Annotated in this window: 11 protein-coding genes, 2 tRNA genes and 2 pseudogenes; 4 read left to right on the forward strand and 11 right to left on the reverse strand. The window is 71.0% G+C overall.

Translation table 11 applies throughout. The features are described from left to right. Nucleotides 1-254: 254 nt before the first annotated feature. The 3 genes and pseudogenes from QCN29_RS17250 to QCN29_RS17260 all read right to left on the reverse strand — a co-directional run bounded on the left by QCN29_RS17250 (nucleotide 255) and on the right by QCN29_RS17260 (nucleotide 4,178). Complete coding sequence (locus QCN29_RS17250) at nucleotides 255-2,204, reverse strand: radical copper oxidase GlxA (RefSeq protein ID WP_279929047.1); 1,950 nt, start codon at nucleotides 2,202-2,204, stop codon at nucleotides 255-257. Nucleotides 2,205-2,206: 2 nt separating this feature from the next. Next, a pseudogene (locus tag QCN29_RS17255) lies at nucleotides 2,207-3,946 on the reverse strand (glycosyltransferase family 2 protein); the annotation flags it as partial. A 158-nt stretch (nucleotides 3,947-4,104) separates the two neighbouring features. Next, nucleotides 4,105-4,178: transfer RNA gene (locus QCN29_RS17260), tRNA-Lys, on the reverse strand. 195 nt (nucleotides 4,179-4,373) lie between these two features. Here QCN29_RS17260 and QCN29_RS17265 point away from each other — a divergent pair. The 3 genes and pseudogenes from QCN29_RS17265 to QCN29_RS17275 all read left to right on the forward strand — a co-directional run bounded on the left by QCN29_RS17265 (nucleotide 4,374) and on the right by QCN29_RS17275 (nucleotide 9,068). Beyond that, entirely contained in the window at nucleotides 4,374-5,903 is a 1,530-nt protein-coding gene (locus tag QCN29_RS17265) for a peptidoglycan-binding protein (RefSeq protein WP_279929099.1), read from the forward strand. Nucleotides 5,904-7,594: 1,691 nt separating this feature from the next. Then, a pseudogene (locus QCN29_RS37345) lies at nucleotides 7,595-8,293 on the forward strand (SPFH domain-containing protein); the annotation flags it as partial. A gap of 187 nt (nucleotides 8,294-8,480) precedes the next feature. Continuing rightward, on the forward strand, nucleotides 8,481-9,068 hold the full coding sequence (locus QCN29_RS17275; RefSeq protein WP_279929049.1) for a lytic polysaccharide monooxygenase auxiliary activity family 9 protein: 588 nt from the start codon (nucleotides 8,481-8,483) through the stop codon (nucleotides 9,066-9,068). A 269-nt stretch (nucleotides 9,069-9,337) separates the two neighbouring features. Here QCN29_RS17275 and QCN29_RS17280 read toward each other — a convergent pair. From QCN29_RS17280 to ehuB, 6 genes are all read right to left on the reverse strand, one after another. Next, nucleotides 9,338-9,414 (reverse strand) — tRNA-Lys (locus QCN29_RS17280). Between the two features lie 73 nt (nucleotides 9,415-9,487). Then, nucleotides 9,488-10,249 (reverse strand): IclR family transcriptional regulator, encoded by a 762-nt coding sequence (locus tag QCN29_RS17285; protein WP_279929050.1) that lies wholly within the window; start codon nucleotides 10,247-10,249, stop codon nucleotides 9,488-9,490. Between the two features lie 165 nt (nucleotides 10,250-10,414). After that, complete coding sequence (ehuA, locus tag QCN29_RS17290) at nucleotides 10,415-11,194, reverse strand: ectoine/hydroxyectoine ABC transporter ATP-binding protein EhuA (RefSeq protein ID WP_279929051.1); 780 nt, start codon at nucleotides 11,192-11,194, stop codon at nucleotides 10,415-10,417. Continuing rightward, on the reverse strand, nucleotides 11,184-11,834 hold the full coding sequence (gene ehuD, locus QCN29_RS17295; RefSeq protein WP_279929052.1) for an ectoine/hydroxyectoine ABC transporter permease subunit EhuD: 651 nt from the start codon (nucleotides 11,832-11,834) through the stop codon (nucleotides 11,184-11,186). Before ehuD ends, ehuA begins: the two co-directional genes overlap by 11 nt. Further along, nucleotides 11,831-12,505: an ectoine/hydroxyectoine ABC transporter permease subunit EhuC gene (gene ehuC, locus QCN29_RS17300; protein ID WP_240135587.1), complete on the reverse strand. Its 675-nt coding sequence runs from the start codon at nucleotides 12,503-12,505 to the stop codon at nucleotides 11,831-11,833. The genes ehuD and ehuC overlap by 4 nt, the downstream gene beginning before the upstream one ends. Beyond that, entirely contained in the window at nucleotides 12,502-13,401 is a 900-nt protein-coding gene (ehuB, locus tag QCN29_RS17305; RefSeq protein WP_279929054.1) for an ectoine/hydroxyectoine ABC transporter substrate-binding protein EhuB, read from the reverse strand. The genes ehuC and ehuB overlap by 4 nt, the downstream gene beginning before the upstream one ends. Before the next feature lie 42 nt (nucleotides 13,402-13,443). On the opposite strand from ehuB, the gene QCN29_RS17310 reads away from it, so the two are divergent. After that, nucleotides 13,444-13,944: a DUF3830 family protein gene (locus tag QCN29_RS17310; protein ID WP_279929055.1), complete on the forward strand. Its 501-nt coding sequence runs from the start codon at nucleotides 13,444-13,446 to the stop codon at nucleotides 13,942-13,944. Between the two features lie 194 nt (nucleotides 13,945-14,138). On the opposite strand, the gene QCN29_RS17315 is transcribed toward QCN29_RS17310, so the two are convergent. Together QCN29_RS17315 and QCN29_RS17320 are read right to left on the reverse strand one after the other, a co-directional pair. Then, nucleotides 14,139-15,572: an amidase gene (locus QCN29_RS17315; protein WP_279929056.1), complete on the reverse strand. Its 1,434-nt coding sequence runs from the start codon at nucleotides 15,570-15,572 to the stop codon at nucleotides 14,139-14,141. Then, nucleotides 15,565-16,515 carry a D-2-hydroxyacid dehydrogenase gene (locus QCN29_RS17320; protein WP_240135583.1) on the reverse strand — a complete coding sequence of 317 codons (951 nt, stop codon included), beginning with the start codon at nucleotides 16,513-16,515 and terminating at the stop codon, nucleotides 15,565-15,567. The genes QCN29_RS17315 and QCN29_RS17320 overlap by 8 nt, the downstream gene beginning before the upstream one ends. Nucleotides 16,516-16,522 lie beyond the last annotated feature (7 nt).

The following is a 16,522-nucleotide window of genomic DNA, read 5'->3' on the forward strand; positions in this document are numbered from 1 at the left end:
CCCGCAAACTGGGGGCGCTGCCCCCGCAACCCCCGCGCTTCGGTCGCCGGCGGGGCTGGAATGTGAGGCCCTCCGTCCTCAAGCGCCGGACGGGCTGGAAGATCCAGCCCGTCCGGGCGTCTCCCGGAGGAGGTCTGGGGGCTTGAGGACACGGCCGAAGGCCATACGGGGGCTGGGGGCTTGCCCCGGTCTCGGGAAGTGGGGGTCCCCACGCCCCAGGGCGTAGGGGGAGGGGAAGAAGCCCGCCGCAGGCGCTACCGCACCTGCACCCACACGCCCTTCGACGGCCTCCCCTCCCCATCCGTCACAAAGAGCATGTACCACCCCGACGGCACCAGCGCCCTGTTCCCCGGGACCGTGATCCGCACGCCCTCGCCGTCCTTCGTCTCCGTGACCTTCAGGGCGATCGCACGCTGGTCGACGTCCGTCACATGGGTCACGGCGCTCGGCCGCAGCAGCCGGGCGGTGCGGATCGCGGAAGGGTCGCCGGCGGTGCGGAAGACCGCGGCGCCGCCTCGTTCGACCGTCGTGGGGCCGTCCGTCAGCTCCGGGCGGGGGCCGCGGTGGAGATAGGGCGGGCTGTAGAGCTCGATGCGCTGCTCGAAGGCGCCCGGCCGGGTGTTCGCCTTGTCCGCGAAGAGCGAGTCCGAGCCGAAGATCATGACCCTGCCGTCGGGCAGGAGCACCGATCCGGAGTGGTAGTTCCGCCCGACCCCGGGGTCAGCGACCCTGCGGTAGGCGCCGCTCTCGGGGTCGTACAGCCGCGCCTGGAGGATGTTGGAGGCGCTGCGCCCTCGGTAGTCGCGGGAGCCGCCGGTGACCAGGACCGTGTCGTCGGGCAGCAGGGAGGCGCTGGGATAGCGGGTGCCCTCGTCGAGGGAGGGGCCGTCCCGGAAGCGGGGGCTGGGGTCCTTGAGGTCCACCAGCCGGGACTTCGCGGTCGACTTGCGGGACTCGCCCACCCCGCCACCGCCGATCACCATGAAGCGCTGGTCCTGCGCGGGCGGCAGCATCACCGTCGCCGAGGTCTCCATGGTGTCCGGGTCGCTCAGTCCGGGGATCCTCTCGAAGGCGTCGGTCTCCAGGTCCCAGACGCCCGGGTCGCGGCCGACGTCCGCGGGTCCGTATCCGGCGTTGGAGCCGGAGTAGAAGAGCCTGCCGTCCGCCAGCAGGAAGATCGCCGGATAGGTGGGGAAGCGGCGTTCGACCCCGGTGTACGTCCACTTCTTCGTCCCGGGGTCGTAGATCTCGTCCTTGCCGGGGACGATCTGCCCGATCTCGTCGAGCCCGGAGAGCGCGAGCACCCTGCCGTCCTCCAGGGTGGTCAGGGTGGGGTACCAGCGGGCCTCGTTCATCGGGTCGACGGGGACGTACCGCTCCGCGACCGGGTCGAACTCGAAGGCCTCCCTGATGCCCTGGAAGTCCTTCTTGTCGAGCGCCAGCTTCTGTGCCGTGCCGTACACATTGCGCCGGTCGTCGCCGGTCAGCCCGTGGATGCGGTAGTTGTCCTCGGCGCCGGTCTGGTACTGCTTCCCGGCACGCTCGGCCTCCACATAGACGCGGGCGAGTCCGGCCTCGGTGCCCAGGAACCTCCCGGTGGCGGGGTCGAACGTCTTCTCCGCCCGCTCGATGAGGACGGGATCCTTGGAGACAAAGGTCCTGCCGTTCGCCCTGCCGGTGAACCTCGTGCCGGCCGGGAGCGTCTTGGGCGCGTCGGGGTCCTCGTTGTGGACGATCATCAGGCCGCCGGCCTTGGTGACGTCGCCCTTCAGCTTCTCGTACCGCTTGGTGCCGCCCGCGACCAGCAGACGGCCGTCCGGGAGCTGGGTGTGCCCGGCGCAGAACATGTCCTTGGGTGTGGGGATCTTGGTGAACTCCCCGGTCTCGGGGTCCCACAGCACCGACTCGAACTTCTTTGCGTCAAAGTTCCTCTGGTCGTTGCCGGAGCCCGCGATCAGCAGGACCTTGCCCGTGTGCAGCAGGGCCGCGTGAATGGTGTTGATCCGGTAGTCGCCGGGGACGTCCAGCAGCTCCCAGTGGCCGTTGGCCGCCTTGTAGGCGGGCCGGTTGATCCGGAACTCGTGGTACTGCTCCGAGGCGAAGCGCCACAGGGCCGGACCGTTCATCCCGGCCAGGGCGATCACCACGGCGGCGACGACGGCGATGCGGCGTGCACGCCTGCTGCGGTGGGTGGAGGTGCTCATGTCCTGTGCCCCCGGATCTCGTGCCGCCAGACCGCGATCGGAGCCGCCGTGATCAGCAGGGCGAGCGCCGCCCAGGTGATCATCGCCGGGTGGTCGTGCCCGAAGAAGAACGAGGAGACCAGCGATCCGCCGAAGACGGCGAGGAAGAACAGATGGATGCGGAAAGTCCCGAAGAGCGTGTCGGGGCTGGAGGAGTCGCCCTTGGGCGTCACCACGAAGGAGCTCTTGCGGCGCAGCACCGCGTCCAGCAGCGAGCGCGCGTAGATCGGCGCGGAGAGCGCGGACATCACCATGCCCGCGAGGCCGCCGGAGCCCTCCGGCTCGTGGGGCGAGACGTTGTGCCGGCGGTTCCAGACGTACAGGCCGATCTGCAGCGCGGAGGCGTTGCCGTACAGCATCATCCAGACGACCGGGTCGATATGCACGCCCGAGGCGCCCATCCCCAGGAAGAGTGCGCAGCTCAGAGCCGCCAGGATCCAGTTGAGCGCGGACATCGGATAGAAGATGACCATCATGGTGTAGTTGAAGAGCCTGCCCGGCGGCAGCGAGTAGAAGCCCTTCCAGTACTGCTTGAGGATCGTCTCGTAGGTCCCTCGGGACCAGCGCAGCTGCTGGGTGAAGAAGTCCGTCCAGGCGCTCGGGCCCTCGCCGACGGCCAGCACGTCGGGGGTGTAGACGGAGCGCCATTTCCGCCCGGTGGCCGGGTTGCGGGCCCGGTGGATCTCGAAGCCGGTGGCCATGTCCTCGGTGATCGAGTCGTACAGCCCGCCGATCTGCCGGATCGCACGGATGCGCACCGCGTTGGAGGTGCCGACGAACATGGGCGCTCCATAGCGGTTGCCGGCCCGCTGGATCAGCGCGTGGAAGAGGAACTGCTGGGACTCGGCGGCCTTGGTGACGAAGCTGTCGTAGTTGCCGTAGACCTGCGGGCCGATGACGAAGCCGACGTCCGGGTCGCGGAAGTAGCCGAGCATCCGCTCCAGGTAGTTGGGCAGCGGTATGTGGTCGGTGTCGACGGATGCGAAGAAGTCGTAGGCGTCGCCGTGGGCATCCAGCCAGGCGTTGTAGTTCCCGTGCTTGGTCCTGGCGCGGTGCGGGCCCGTGGGCCGGTTCCAGCGGGGGACGCCCTTGCGGGAGAAGTGCCGTACGCCCAGCCGGGCGCAGACCTCCTTGACGGCCGGGTCGTCGCCCTCGTCGAGCAGCCAGACGTCCAGCGGCCCGCGGTGCCGGATGCGGACGGCCGCCTCCAGCGTCTTCGTCACCATCTCCAGCGGCTCCTTGCCGGGGACGAAGGAGGTGAGGAAGGCCACGCGGGTGCCGGTCTCGGGGACGACGGGGACGGGGTCGCGGGCCACCAGCGTCGCATGCGCGTTGGACAGGACGTTCAGGGTGCGGAACAGCTCGATCAGGCCGATCGAGACGAGCATGACGGCGTCGAGGACGAGGAGGGCGTCGTTGTCGAGGTTCGGGTCCCGCTCGGTCCAGTGGCGGGGCTGCATCAGCCAGACGAGCAGCCCCAGCGAGACCAGGGGGGCGGCGCCCAGCAGCAGGGCGGCGCGGATGCGGTGCGGCTCCTGCGACAGCAGCGAGCGGTAGCGCACCCGGTAGGGCCGGCCGGCGGCGCCTGGGGAGTCGTCGTCGGGGCCGGTGAGGGGGCCGGCGAGTCGGCTGTGGTGCTCGTAGTCGTACCGCGGCAGGGCCGTCGCCGGGCGGCCGGGACGGTGCCCGGTCTCAGATGCCATCCGTAACCCCCCGCAGTGTGTCGGCTGCGCGCTGTCTCTACAGACACACGGCCTTCGCTCCGCGGTTGCACGATGCCCGGGGGACGCAGGGAGAAAAGCTGCCCAGAACATGACCAGACCCCCCTCACCTGCTGGTGAGGGGGGTCTCGGCTTGCGCGTGCGCCGCCAGGGACTCGAACCCCGGACCCGCTGATTAAGAGTCAGCTGCTCTAACCAACTGAGCTAGCGGCGCCTGCTGACCTGCACAACTCTACCCGACGCCGAAGGGTGCTCCGGACCGTCGTGTGATCGTCTTCGCGGCTCACCGGCCTGTCGTGTTGTCGTTTTTTCCTTTTCTTCCGTCAAAATGCGTTATGTCCAGACGATTGAGACACTGGCGCACGTGACAGCGCGTCAGAAGATCTTGATGGGTGTGGAAGGGGAGCGCATGACCGTCCCGGTGTTCCAGGAGTACGAGCCGGCCGCCGACTGCGACTGCCCGGGCTGCGCCGAGCGGCGCAGGACCCTCGCGGCGGGCGGGCACCCGGCTGCGCACGGCTGTCGACGGGCACTGGTCGTGGTGACCGCGGCGGGCGTGGTGCTCGGCGGCGCCGGAGGAGGGGGCGCGGCTGCGGTCGGGCTCCCCACCGGGCCGGACCGGGTGGCGGAACCGGACCCGCCCTCCGTGCAGGGCGGCACGGGCCCCCTGCACGGACGCCCGCTCGCCGGCCCCGCCGACGGGCAGGCCGACGGCCCGGCCGACGGGCAGGAGGCCGAGCCGCTCCGCCCCATGACCCGGGCCGAGATCATCAACCGGGCCAAGAAGTGGGTGGCGGCCAAGGTCCCGTACAGCATGGAGAAGTACTGGTCGGACGGGTACCGCCAGGACTGCTCCGGCTATGTCTCCATGGCGTGGAACCTGCCGGGGAACGAGTGGACCGGCAGCCTCGCGCTGTTCGCCACGAAGATCTCCCGGGAGGACCTGCAGCCCGGCGACATCCTGCTGTTCCACAACCCGCTGAACCCGACCATCGGGTCCCATGTCACGATCTTCGGCGGCTGGACGGACTACACGCACGACTACTACGTCGCGTACGAGCAGACCCCACCGCATACCCGCAAGCAGGCCACGCCGATGGCGTACTGGACCAACTCCGACAGCTATGTGGCCTACCGCTACAAAGGCCTGACCAGCGACACCAGCACGAGCGGCAGCGGCACCGGCGACACCAGCACCAGCACTGGCGGCAGTGGCAGCGGCACCGGCACCGGCGGCGCCGGCACCGGCGACACCAGCAGCACCGGCGGCAGCGGCAGCGGCACCGGCGACACCAGCACCAGCACCAGCACCAGCACCGGCGGCAGCGGCAGCGGCACCGGCACCGGCGACACCAGCAGCACCGGCGGCACCGGCACCGGCACCGGCGGCAGCGAGAGCACGGTCGACGTGTTCCCGGGCGCCGAGTTCTTCGGGCCGGGCGCCGACAACGCCCACCTCACCCGGCTGGGCGAGATGCTCGTCGAGCGCGGCGGAGGCCACTTCTACAGCGTGGGCCCCGGTCCGCGCTGGAGCGAGGCGGACCGCCGCGCCACCGAGGCGTTCCAGCTCGCCCAGGGCTGGCGGGGCGCGGACGCCGACGGCATCCCCGGCCCGGAGACCTGGCGGCGGCTGGTGACGGGGGACGGCCATGACATCCCGGCGGCGCGGTCCGGCGGTGCGGGCGGGACGGCGGCGGAGCCCCCGGCCTTCCCGGGGCGGGCCCACTTCCGCCCCGGCCGGTCGAACGCCCATGTGGCCCGCCTCGGGCAGCAGCTCGTCGCCCGCGGATACGGAACGCACTACCGGTCCGGGCCAGGCCCCCGCTGGACGGAGGCCGACCGCCGCAACGTCGCGGCCTTCCAGCGCGCCCAGGGCTGGCGCGGCGCCGCGGCCGACGGCTATCCGGGCCCGGAGACCTGGCGGCGGCTCTTCAACTGACCCGACGGGATCCGACCACGGGAACGCACCGCACCCACACGACAGAAACGCCCGAACGACCAGCAGAGGCGGCAGCCATGAACACCACCCCACCAGCAGAGCCGTACGGCGAGCCCCAGCCGCCGCCCGAGATCCCGCCGAAGGCCCCGCCCGAGCACCTGGGCGGGGCCCCGGCCCACGCCTCGCCGTACGGCGGTGCACCGGGCGAGCAGGTCGACCCTCCGGTGCACGTCCGCCCGCTCGAAGGCGGCGCGGGGGCGGTCGCGACGGGAACGTCCTCGCCGACGGGCCGCCCCGGTGCCGCGGGCAACGCCTACGCGTACGCGGCGAGGGGCGGCCGGACCGGAAGCGCGTCCGCCCCCTCGTTCACGGGACCGGTCGGTGGCTCGGCCTCCGCCGGTGCGGCCGGGACGCCGACCGTCGATGCGGCCGACGTCTTTGACGGCGACCGCGCCGGCACGCAGGGGCGAGCGGCGGCGGGGCCTGTCGCTGCGGGGCGGCGGGCCGACGCTGGTTCGTCTTCGGGCGGTGTTCCGGGCTCGGGTTCCTCGGGTACTTCGGCCGCCGGTGCCGCCGGTGGCGGTGGTGATCGGTCGGCGTCGGCGGCCGGGTGCGAGGTGGGGCCTGTCGCTGCGGGGCGGCGGGCTGGTGCGGGTCCGGAGCCGAATGGCGGCTTGGGCTCGGGTTCCTCGGGTACTTCGGCCGCCGGTGCCAGCGGTGCAAGCAGCGCCAGCGGTGCCAGCGGTGCCAGCGGTGCCAGCGGTGCCAGCGGTGCCAGCAGCGCAAGCAGCGCCAGCGGTGCTGGTGGTGATCGGTCGGCGTCGGCCGCCGGGTATGAGGCGGGGCCTGTCGCGGCCCGGCCGCGGGCCGACGCTCGTCCGGAGTCGGCCGCCGGGCGGGGCGGGCGTGTGTACATCGGCTCCGCCGGCAAGTCGTCGGCGATGCGACCGCGGTACGAGGCAGGGATCGCCGTCGCCGCGTCGGGCGGGCCGGACCGGGCGGCGGCGGGAACCGCGTCAGGGGGCTCGTCCGGTCGGTCCGTGTTCATGGTGGCGACCGGCCACTCCGCCGCCGACCTGCTCGAAGAGACCGCCGCCGGATACCAGGGCATGACGGGCGCCCCGGCCCCGGGCGGTCCGGACGGCCTCCCGCACGTACCCGCCGTGTCGGACGCGAGCCTGCTCTCGGGCGCTCCGTCCGACAGCGCGCCCCCCGGCGGACCGGGCGGCGGACCGGCCGGCGGACCGGGCGATGAAACCGTCGGCGGCCGCTCCCGCCGGGATCCCCTCATCGCGAGTGAGACGACCACCGAGATCCCCGTGCATCTTCTGTTCCGCGACGACGACACGGGCTCGGTCCCGCTGCCACCCGCCGTGGTGAACCGGAAGTCCCTGACCGGGGAGTTCCCCAAGGTGCAGCTGCCCAAGGTGCGGACGGCCGCGCCGGAGCCGTTGACGCCGCGGGCCGCGCCGCCCCTCGACCCCAAGCTGGCCGAGCGGCCGGGACCGGCCCTGCCGGGCTGGATCGGGGTGGTCGCCGGGTCGGCCGCCGCCGCCGGGATCGGCGCTGTGCTGTGGGGCGCCGGGGTGCTGCCCGGCTGGCTGACCCGGCTGCTGGGGCTGCCCTCGTACACGTACAACGGCATCGGCTTCGGCGTCTGGTGCCTGCTCGCGCTGGGCGTGCTGCTCACCCTCTTCGGCCTCGGCGGCCTCGGTCGCGGCCGCGTCGGCTACGCCATGGTGCTGACCCTCTTCGGCGAGTACCGCGGCAGTGTCCGCCGCACCGGTCTGCTCTGGGTGAGCCCGCTGCTGCTCCGCCGCCGAGTGGACGTGAGGCTGCGGCACTGGCGCAGCGATCCGATGCCCGTGGTCGACGCGGACGGCACGGCGCTGCGCGCCGTGGTGCTCGTGGTGTGGCGGGTCAATGACACGGTGCGTGCGGCGCTCGGCGTGGAGGACCATGAACGCTTTCTGCGCGAGCATGTGGAGTCCGCGGTGGCGCGGGTGCTGTCCCAGCTTCCCGCAGACGCCTTCCACCAGCTGAACCAGGACGCTCCGACGCTGCGCAACGCCGAGGCCGTGGGCGACTCGCTCACCCGGCTGCTCCAGGCGGAGTGCCGCACCATCGGCGTCGAGGTGTTCTCTGCACAGCCCACCCGAATCGACTACGCGCCCGAGGTGGCCGCGGCCATGCAGCGCAGGCGTATCGCGGCGATCGACGCCAAGCACCGGGACAGCGTGCTGACGTCGGTCGTGGACGCGGTCGACGACACGGTCAGCCGGCTGACCTCACGCGGCCTGGTCGAACTCGACGACTACGAACGCAAGGCGCTCGTCAAGGACCTCACCGTGGCCTTCTACACGGGGCGTTCACATCGGCCGGAGAGCTGAGGGCGCGGGCAGCGCAGGGGAGCGAATGGTCTGGACAGGTTGAACTCCGTTCCATACATTGAAACTTGGTCTAGACCTGGATCGGCGCGTCCCGCGGCACCGCCAACCTCGGATCGCGCCACAAGTGACACCGCACGCGTGCAGCACGGCTCACAGAACTCCCCCACGTTCTTCTCAGGAGCGAAGCATGCGCAAGAAGATAGGCGCGGCCGTCGTCGGCCTCGCCGTGACCGGCGTGTCCCTGCTCGCCACCGGCAGCGCCAGCAGCCATGGCTACACCGACTCGCCCATCAGCCGTCAGAAGCTCTGCGCCAACAAGACCGTCTCGGGCTGCGGCCAGATCCAGTGGGAGCCGCAGAGCGTCGAGGGCCCCAAGGGCTTCCCGGCCGCCGGCCCAGCCGACGGCGCCATCTGCGCCGGCGGCAACAGCCGGTTCGCGGAGCTGGATGACCCGCGCGGCGGCGCCTGGCCCGCCACCAGCGTCACGTCCGGGCGGAACTACACCTTCCGCTGGCAGTTCACCGCCCGCCACCGCACCACGGACTTCAAGTACTTCATCACCAGGAACGGCTGGAACCCCAGTCAGCGGCTGACCCGTGCCGCGCTTGAGCCGCAGCCGTTCCTGACCGTTCCGTACGGCGGGAACCAGCCTCCGCCCACCCTCACCCACTCCGGCACCCTGCCGTACAAGTCCGGACGCCATCTGATCCTGGCCGTGTGGACCGTGCACGACACGGGCAACGCCTTCTACGCCTGCTCGGACGTGCAGTTCTGACGAGCGGCATCCGGTCGCCGCCGCGCGCCGTGCTTCTGGAAGGCCGCGCGCGGCGGCGGCTTCGCACGGCCCCGAGCCGGACGGGAGGGCCCGGCCCCCGTACCCCGGCGTCCGCGCCCGCCGACGGCGGACCCGTCAGGGGGTTGAGCGCCACCCGTCCGGCGGTCGCCGAGCGGGCCGGTACGGCCATGGCATGACCGCGTCACGGACTGCCTGGCCCGGAAACGCCTCTGGGGCTTCTCGATGACCGAGAAGCCCCAGAAGATCAGTGGTGCGCCGCCAGGGACTCGAACCCCGGACCCGCTGATTAAGAGTCAGCTGCTCTAACCAACTGAGCTAGCGGCGCGTGCTGACCCGTAAATAATACCCGGTCCCGAGGGGTGCTCCCGACCACGCCGGAATCGGCCGGGGCCGAGGTCTCAGATCGCGAGCGACAGCACCACCGGCGCCGCTCGCCTGTTCAGCGTGTCGGCCGCGGAGCGCAGCCGGTGGGCGTGCTCGACCGGCATGGACAGCGCCAGACAGCCCACCGAAGCGCCCGCCGTCAGCGGGACCGCGGCGCAGACCGTGCCCACGGCGTACTCCTGGAGGTCCAGCACGGGGACGGTCGGCGGCTGCGCGTCCAGCTTGGAGAAGAGCAGCTTCTCGCTGGTGATCGTGCGCGAGGTGAGCCGGGCGATCTTGTGACGGGAGAGGTGGTCCCGGCGGCCGTTGACGTCGAGCTGGGTGAGCAGGCACTTGCCGACCGCGCTCGCATGGGCCGCCGAGCGGAAGTCCACCCACTCGTTCACCTTCGGGGCGCGCGGCCCGTCGGCGTACTGGGTGATCTTCACCTCGCCGTCGATATAGCGGCTGATGTAGACCGCCGCGCCCACCGAGTCCCGCAGTTCGGTCAGGATGTCCTGGAGTTTGGCCTCCAGCGCCTGCTGCCGCGCGGCGCCGGAACCCAGCAGGATGAGGGAGTCGCCTATCACATAGGCGCCGTCCGTGACCTGCTCCACATAGCTCTCATGGCGCAGCATGGCCAGCATCGGCGAGAGATGGCCGGTCGGCAGGCCCGTCTCGCGCGCGATCTGGACATCCGAGACTCCGCCGCGGTGCTTGGAGATGGTCTCCAGAACGCGCAGGACGTACTGCGCCGAGTGGAACGGCGCGGTCGGCGGCTCGGGTTTCAGCGCCACGGTTCCCCCTACAAGGTTGTGACCGCAAGCTTCCGTACCACGATAGCGGCCAAGAGCCGTTTGGTGGGCGGCTGTTGGCGTAAATGATGAGGCGCCCCAGCGCCATACGCTGGGGCGCATCTCATTGGCATATGCCAGGGGTAAACTTGGTCGCGGAGCGACAGGTCAGAGCACTGCGCTGAGGAACTCGCGTGTGCGTTCCTGCTCCGGGTCGGAAAAGATTTTCTCCGGCGATCCGGACTCGATCACCCTGCCGGCGTCAAACATGAGCACCTCGTCCGAGATGTCCCTGGCGAAATTCATCTCGTGAGTGACGCACAGCATGGTGATGTCGGTGGAGTGCGCGATGTCCCGCAGCACATCGAGGACGCCGGCGACCAGCTCCGGGTCGAGTGCCGAGGTCACCTCGTCCAGCAGCAGCACCTGGGGCCGCATCGCCAGCGCCCGGGCGATCGCCACCCGCTGCTGCTGTCCGCCGGAGAGCTGCGTCGGCTTGGCGTCGCAGCGGTCGCCCAGGCCGACCATCTCCAGCAGTTCCTTGGCGCGCGCCTCCGCCTCGTCCCGCGACAGCCCGAGCACCCGCACCGGCGCCTCGGTGATGTTGCGCAGCGCGGTCATGTTGGGGAACAGGTTGAACTGCTGGAACACCATGCCGATCTGCTTGCGGGCCTCTCGGCGCTCCTTCTCCTGAGCCGGATAGAGATGTCTGCCGTTGACCTCGATGGTGCCCTCGTCGGGAGAGGCCAGGGTCATCAGCAGCCGCAGGATCGTGGTCTTTCCGGAGCCGGACGGGCCGATCAGGGTCACGTGTTTCCCGGGCTGCACCGAGAAACACAGATTGTCCAGCACGGTGTTCTCACCGAAGCGCTTCGTCACGTTCTCGAAGCGGATCAGCGGCTTGGCGGCGGTCGTGTCGGTCGTCTCGGGTGCGGTGTCAGCGGACAAGGCGGCGCTCCAGGGCTCGTACGAGAAGAGAAGCCGGGTAGGCGATGAGGATGAAGGCGATGCCGATCAGGGTCAGCGGCTCGGTGTACTGGAACGTCTGGGCGCTCTCCAGCCGGGCCTGCTGCAGCATCTCCAGCACGCCGATCGCGGCGAGCAGCGGAGTGTCCTTGAGCATCGCGATGACGTAGTTGCCGAGCGCCGGGGTGATCCGCCGGATCGCCTGCGGCAGGATCACCGCGATCCAGGTGCGGTGGGCGGGCAGGCTGAGCGCGGTGGCCGCCTCCCACTGGCCGAGGGGCACGGCGTCGATGCCCGCCCGGTAGACCTGGGCGGTGTATGTCGAGTAGTGCAGCCCGATCGCGATCGTGCCGGTGGTCAGTGCGGAGAACTGCACGCCCCACTCGGGCAGCACGAAGTACAGGAAGAACAGCTGCACCAGCAGGGGAGTGGTGCGGATGAACTCCGTGACGGCATGCACCGGCCACCGGATGAAGCGGGTCGGCGCCCGGAACCCGATCGCCCAGACCAGGCCGAGCGTGAAGGAGATCAGCGAGCCGAGCACCAGGATCTGCAGCGTGATCAGAACGCCGTCCCAGAAGCGCGGCATGAAGTCCGCTATCGCGGACCAGTCCCAGTTCACTTGGACGCGCCTCCCGCCACGCTGATTCCTATGTTCCGCTTGGTCTTGTTCTCCAGCGCCTTCATGGACCGGGTCACGAGGAAGGCCAGGACGAAGTAGATGACCAGCACGATCGTGTAGATCTGGGCGCTCTCCTGGGTGGCGAGCCGCACCAGGTAGGCGGCGAACGACACATCGCCCACGCCCAGCAGAGACACCAGCGCCGTGCCCTTGAGCAGCTCGATCAGCAGATTGCAGAAGGACGGCATCATCTCGGGCACCGCCTGAGGCAGCAGGATCAGCCGCATCCGCTGCCAGGGGGTGAAGCTGAGCGCGACCCCCGCCTCGCGCTGAGCGGGTGCGACGGCGTTCAGCGCGCCGCGGACGATCTCGGCGCCGTACGCACCGTAGGAGAGACCGAGGGCCAGCACCGCGGCCCACATGGGCACCAGCTGCCAGCCAAGCAGCGGCGGCACCACGAAGAACAGCCAGAACATCAGCACCAGGGCGGAGGTGCCGCGGAAGATCTCCGTGTAGAAGCCCGCCAGGAAGCGGACGAAACGCGAGCTGTGGGTGCGCGCCATGCCGACGCCGAAGGCGACGACCGCGGCCAGCGCCGCGCTGTAGACGAGCAGCTGGATCGTGATCCATATGCCGGGCAGCACCCAGTTCTGCCAGAGTCCCGCTGTCATCGGCACAGCTCCTCGGCAGTGAGGGTGGTCATCTCGTTCTCCGTGAAGCCGAACCGCTTGAGTATCCGGAAGAGCTCGCCGCTCTTCTTCATCTTGTGGATCTCGACATTGAAGGCATCGCGCAGCTCGGTGTCGGTGGGCCGGAAGGCGAAAGCCCCGCCGTCGATCTGCTCCTCGCCGTCCACGACGGCGGCGAACGGCTCCGTCGCCTCCGCCTTGGTGCTGTTCTGCACCACCCCGCGGGCGGTCAGCGGCGTGGCGGCGAAGGCGTCGACACGACCGGCCTCGACCGCGTTCAGCCCGGCCACCTGGTCCTGGAGGATGACGATGTCGTCCTCCGGGTAGCCGTTGGCCACCGCATAGCCGATCTGCGCGTACCCGGTGCCGGTGCCGAACCTGGCCTTGGTGCGCACTATGTCCTCGTAGGAGTGCAGCCCCTTGGGGTTGCCCTTGCGGACGATGAAGCAGTCGAGCATCTGGTACTCCGGATCCGAGAAGATCACCTGCTCGCACCGCTCCGGGTTGACGTACATCCCGGCCGAAACCACGTCGAACTGCTGGGAGTTGAGCCCCGGGATGAGCGAGGCGAAGTCGGTGGCGACCGGCTGGACGGAGCCGATGCCCAGCCGCTGGAAGATCACCTTGGCGAGCTCCGGAGCCTCCCCGGTGAACTCGCCCTTCTCGTCGACGTAGCCGTAGGGCACCTCGCCGGCGATGCCGAGCCGTACGGTGCCCTGCGATTTCAGCCGGGCCAGCGCATCGCCCGACGGCACCCGGCTGCAACCGGCCGTCGCGCCCGCGACGCCGAGCGCGCCGAGGGCAGCGGAGCCGAGCAGCAGGGAGCGTCTGCGGAGCACACCTGTTTGCCGCGATCCTGTTCCTCGTGTTCGAGCCATGGGCGCGCGGCTACCCGGCCGTGAGCAGGGTATGCGTAGGGAATGGCCGACCGATATGTGACCGTAGCCCTCGACAAGCGCGGAGTTGAGTGCACCGCTCGGCTCCTCGACGACAAGGCCCCCCTGACATGCGCGGCGGTCTGGGAAGCCCTGCCGCTCGCCGGGGACGTCTACCACGCCAAGTACGCCCGCAATGAGATCTACGCCCTGCTCCCGGCCTTCGCCGAGGCCGAACCCCCGCTGGAGAACCCCACTGTGACGCCCATTCCGGGCGACCTGTGCTACTTCACCTTCACCGATGTGCAGCTCGGCACGGCCTCCTACGGCTACGGCGACGCGGCGGCCCACCGGGGCCGTCCCACGGTGGTCGACCTCGCGCTCTTCTACGAGCGCAACAACCTGCTGCTCAACGGCGACATGGGATGGGTGCCGGGGATCGTCTGGGGCTCGGTGGTCGACGGCCTCGACCGGATGGCCGACGCATGCCAGGACCTGTGGCGGGCGGGCGCGAGGGGGGAGACGCTCAGCTTCCGCCGGGCCTGACGGGCTTTCGGGGGCTCCGCCCCCGGACCCCGCGCCTCGAACGCCGGCGAGGCTGGAAGATCCAGCCCGTTGGGGGCACCTCCCGGACGAAGTCTGGGGGAGTTTGAGGACACGGCCGAAGGCCGTACGGGGGTCTGGGGGCCTGCCCCTCAGTTCGGGAAGGGGCGGGGAGGGGACAAGTGCCGCAGGCGGCCCTACACCTCCCCCGGACGGGGGATCGCCGTCACACCCGCCTCATACAGCGCATGCGCCCCCCGCATCACCATCCCATCCCCATGCCTCGCCCCCACCAGCTGCACCCCGATCGGCAGCCCGTCCTCGTCGACGCCGCACGGCACGCTCGCCGCGGGCTGCTGGGTGAGGTTGAAGGGGTAGGTGAAGGGCGTCCAGCCCGTCCAGCGGTGGTGGCCCGAGTGCGCCGGGACCTCGACGCCCGCCTCGAAGGCCGTGATCGGAAGAGTCGGGGTGACCAGCAGGTCGTACGAGGTGTGGAAGCGGCCCATCCGCCGGCCGAGCGCCATCCGCTCGTCCACCGCCGCCAGATACTCCAGCGCGCTGTACCGCGCGCCGATCTCGCAGATCTCGCGCAGCCCGGGGTCCAGGGCCTCCCGCTGCTCGGTCCCGAAGTGCTGCACAAGCCGGGCGGCCCCGCTGAACCACAGGGTGTGGAAGGCCTCCGTCGGCTCGGCGAGGTCGGGGTCGGACTCCTCGATGTACGCGCCCAGTTCCGCCAGGGCCTCCACCGCCCGCCGTACCGCCGAAGCCACGGCAGGACGCACCGGGACCTGGCCGCCGAAGGAGGGCGAGTAGCCGATCCGCAGCCCCTTGACGCCCTCCGCGAGCGTGCCGCGCAGGCTCGGCGCGGGCCCCAGCTGGGACCAGTCGCGCCAGTCCGCCCCGCTGATCACGTCGAGCAGCAGAGCCGCGTCCGCCGCGTCCCGGGCCATGGGCCCCACATGGGCGAGCGTCCCGAAGGGGCTGGAGGGGTACAGCGGCACCCGCCCGTACGTCGGCTTCAGCCCGAAGACGCCGCAGAAGGAGGCGGGGATGCGCACCGACCCCCCGCCGTCCGTGCCCAGCGACAGCGGCCCCGCGCCCAGCGCCACGGCCGCCGCGCTGCCGCCGCTGGAGCCGCCGGCGGTGCGGCTCGGGTCGTACGGATTGCGCGTCACCCCGCTCAGCGGTGAGTCGGTGACGCCCTTCCAGCCGAACTCCGGCGTCGTCGTCTTGCCGAGGAACACCGCGCCGTGCTCGCGCAGCCGCGCCACCGACGGCGCGTCCTCGCCCCAGGGCCCCTCCCGGCTCACGGCGAGCGAGCCGCGCAGCGTGGGCCCGCCGGCTTGCAGCAGGATGTCCTTGACGGTCACGGGCACCCCGTCGAGCAGCCCCCGCGTCCGCTTCTCGCGCCAGCGCGCCGCCGACGCCTCCGCCTGGGCGAGCGCCTGCTCGGCGTCGACCCGGACGAAGGCGTTGACCAGCGGCTGCACGGTCTCGATGCGTTCCAGCACGGCGCGCACGGCGTCGACGGGCGAGAAGTCGCCCCGCTCGTAGCCGGCCAGCAGCCGGCGTGCGGTGAGATCGGCGAGGGAGGAGGGCTGCGCGGGCTGTGGCGTCTGCGGATCAGTCATGCATGGGGACGTACCCACGTTTCTTGTCCACCACGTTCGGCAGCGGCTTTCCTGCCTCCCACAGCTCGAAGAGCTCCACGAACTGCTCGCCCAGCCGGTCCCGCCAGCCCACCGTGTCCCCGCTCATATGCGGTGAGACAAGCAGCCCCGGCACGTCCCACAGCTCGCTGTCCGGCGGCAGCGGCTCGGTCTCGAAGACGTCCAGCGCCGCGCCCGCCAGCCGCCGCTCCTTGAGCGCCGCGACCAGGGCGTTCTGGTCGACCAGCGGCCCCCGGCCCACATTGATGAACCGCGTCGACGGCCGCATCAGAGCGAACCGGCGCGCGTCGAACATCCCGCGCGTCGCGTCGGTGAGCGGCGCAGCGCACACCACCCAGTCCGCGCCGGTGAGCAGCCGGTCCAGATCCTCCCCGGCGTGCACGCCGGGGCGCGCGGTGCGCCCCACGACCGCCGTCTCGACTCCGAGCGCCCGCAGGGACTCGGCCACCGTGCGCCCGATCGGCCCTGCGCCCACGACCGCCGCCCGGGTGCCCGCGACCGGCAGCCCCTCGCGGTGCCGCCAGCGCCGCTGGCGCTGGAGCTCCAGCGTTCCCGGCAGATCCTTGGCCATGGCCAGCACCAGTGCGGCCACATATTCGGCGATGGGCGCCTCGAAGATCCCCCGCGCATTGGTGACGACCGTATCGGAATCGATCAGCTCGGGGCAGAGCAGCCGGTCCACACCGGCGCTCGGGGTGTGCACCCAGCGTGGTCGCGGGCCCTCGCCCGGCCAGGCGCGGCGCACCGCATCAGAAGTGAAATCCCACACCAACAGCACCTCGGCATGGGGGAGTTGGGAGGCAAGGCTCTCCTCGTCCGCGTACTGAACGCGGACCCGTCCGGCCAGTCGGCCGAGCCGTGGAGAGGGGTCGGCGTCGAGCACGAGAAGGGTGGGTTCGGACATCAAGCGG

It is taken from the genome of Streptomyces chengmaiensis (genome assembly GCF_029846775.1).
GTDB lineage: Bacteria > Actinomycetota > Actinomycetes > Streptomycetales > Streptomycetaceae > Streptomyces > Streptomyces chengmaiensis.

Excerpts from the sequence above, each read along its gene's own strand:
- QCN29_RS17250 (WP_279929047.1), bottom strand. The coding sequence starts at position 2,204 with ATGAGCACCTCCACCCACCGCAGCAGGCGTGCACGCCGCATCGCCGTC.
- QCN29_RS17265 (WP_279929099.1), top strand. The coding sequence starts at position 4,374 with ATGACCGTCCCGGTGTTCCAGGAGTACGAGCCGGCCGCCGACTGCGAC.
- QCN29_RS17275 (WP_279929049.1), top strand. The coding sequence starts at position 8,481 with ATGCGCAAGAAGATAGGCGCGGCCGTCGTCGGCCTCGCCGTGACCGGC.
- ehuC (WP_240135587.1), bottom strand. The coding sequence starts at position 12,505 with ATGACAGCGGGACTCTGGCAGAACTGGGTGCTGCCCGGCATATGGATC.
- ehuB (WP_279929054.1), bottom strand. The coding sequence starts at position 13,401 with ATGGCTCGAACACGAGGAACAGGATCGCGGCAAACAGGTGTGCTCCGC.
- QCN29_RS17310 (WP_279929055.1), top strand. The coding sequence starts at position 13,444 with ATGGCCGACCGATATGTGACCGTAGCCCTCGACAAGCGCGGAGTTGAG.
- QCN29_RS17315 (WP_279929056.1), bottom strand. The coding sequence starts at position 15,572 with ATGACTGATCCGCAGACGCCACAGCCCGCGCAGCCCTCCTCCCTCGCC.
- QCN29_RS17320 (WP_240135583.1), bottom strand. The coding sequence starts at position 16,515 with ATGTCCGAACCCACCCTTCTCGTGCTCGACGCCGACCCCTCTCCACGG.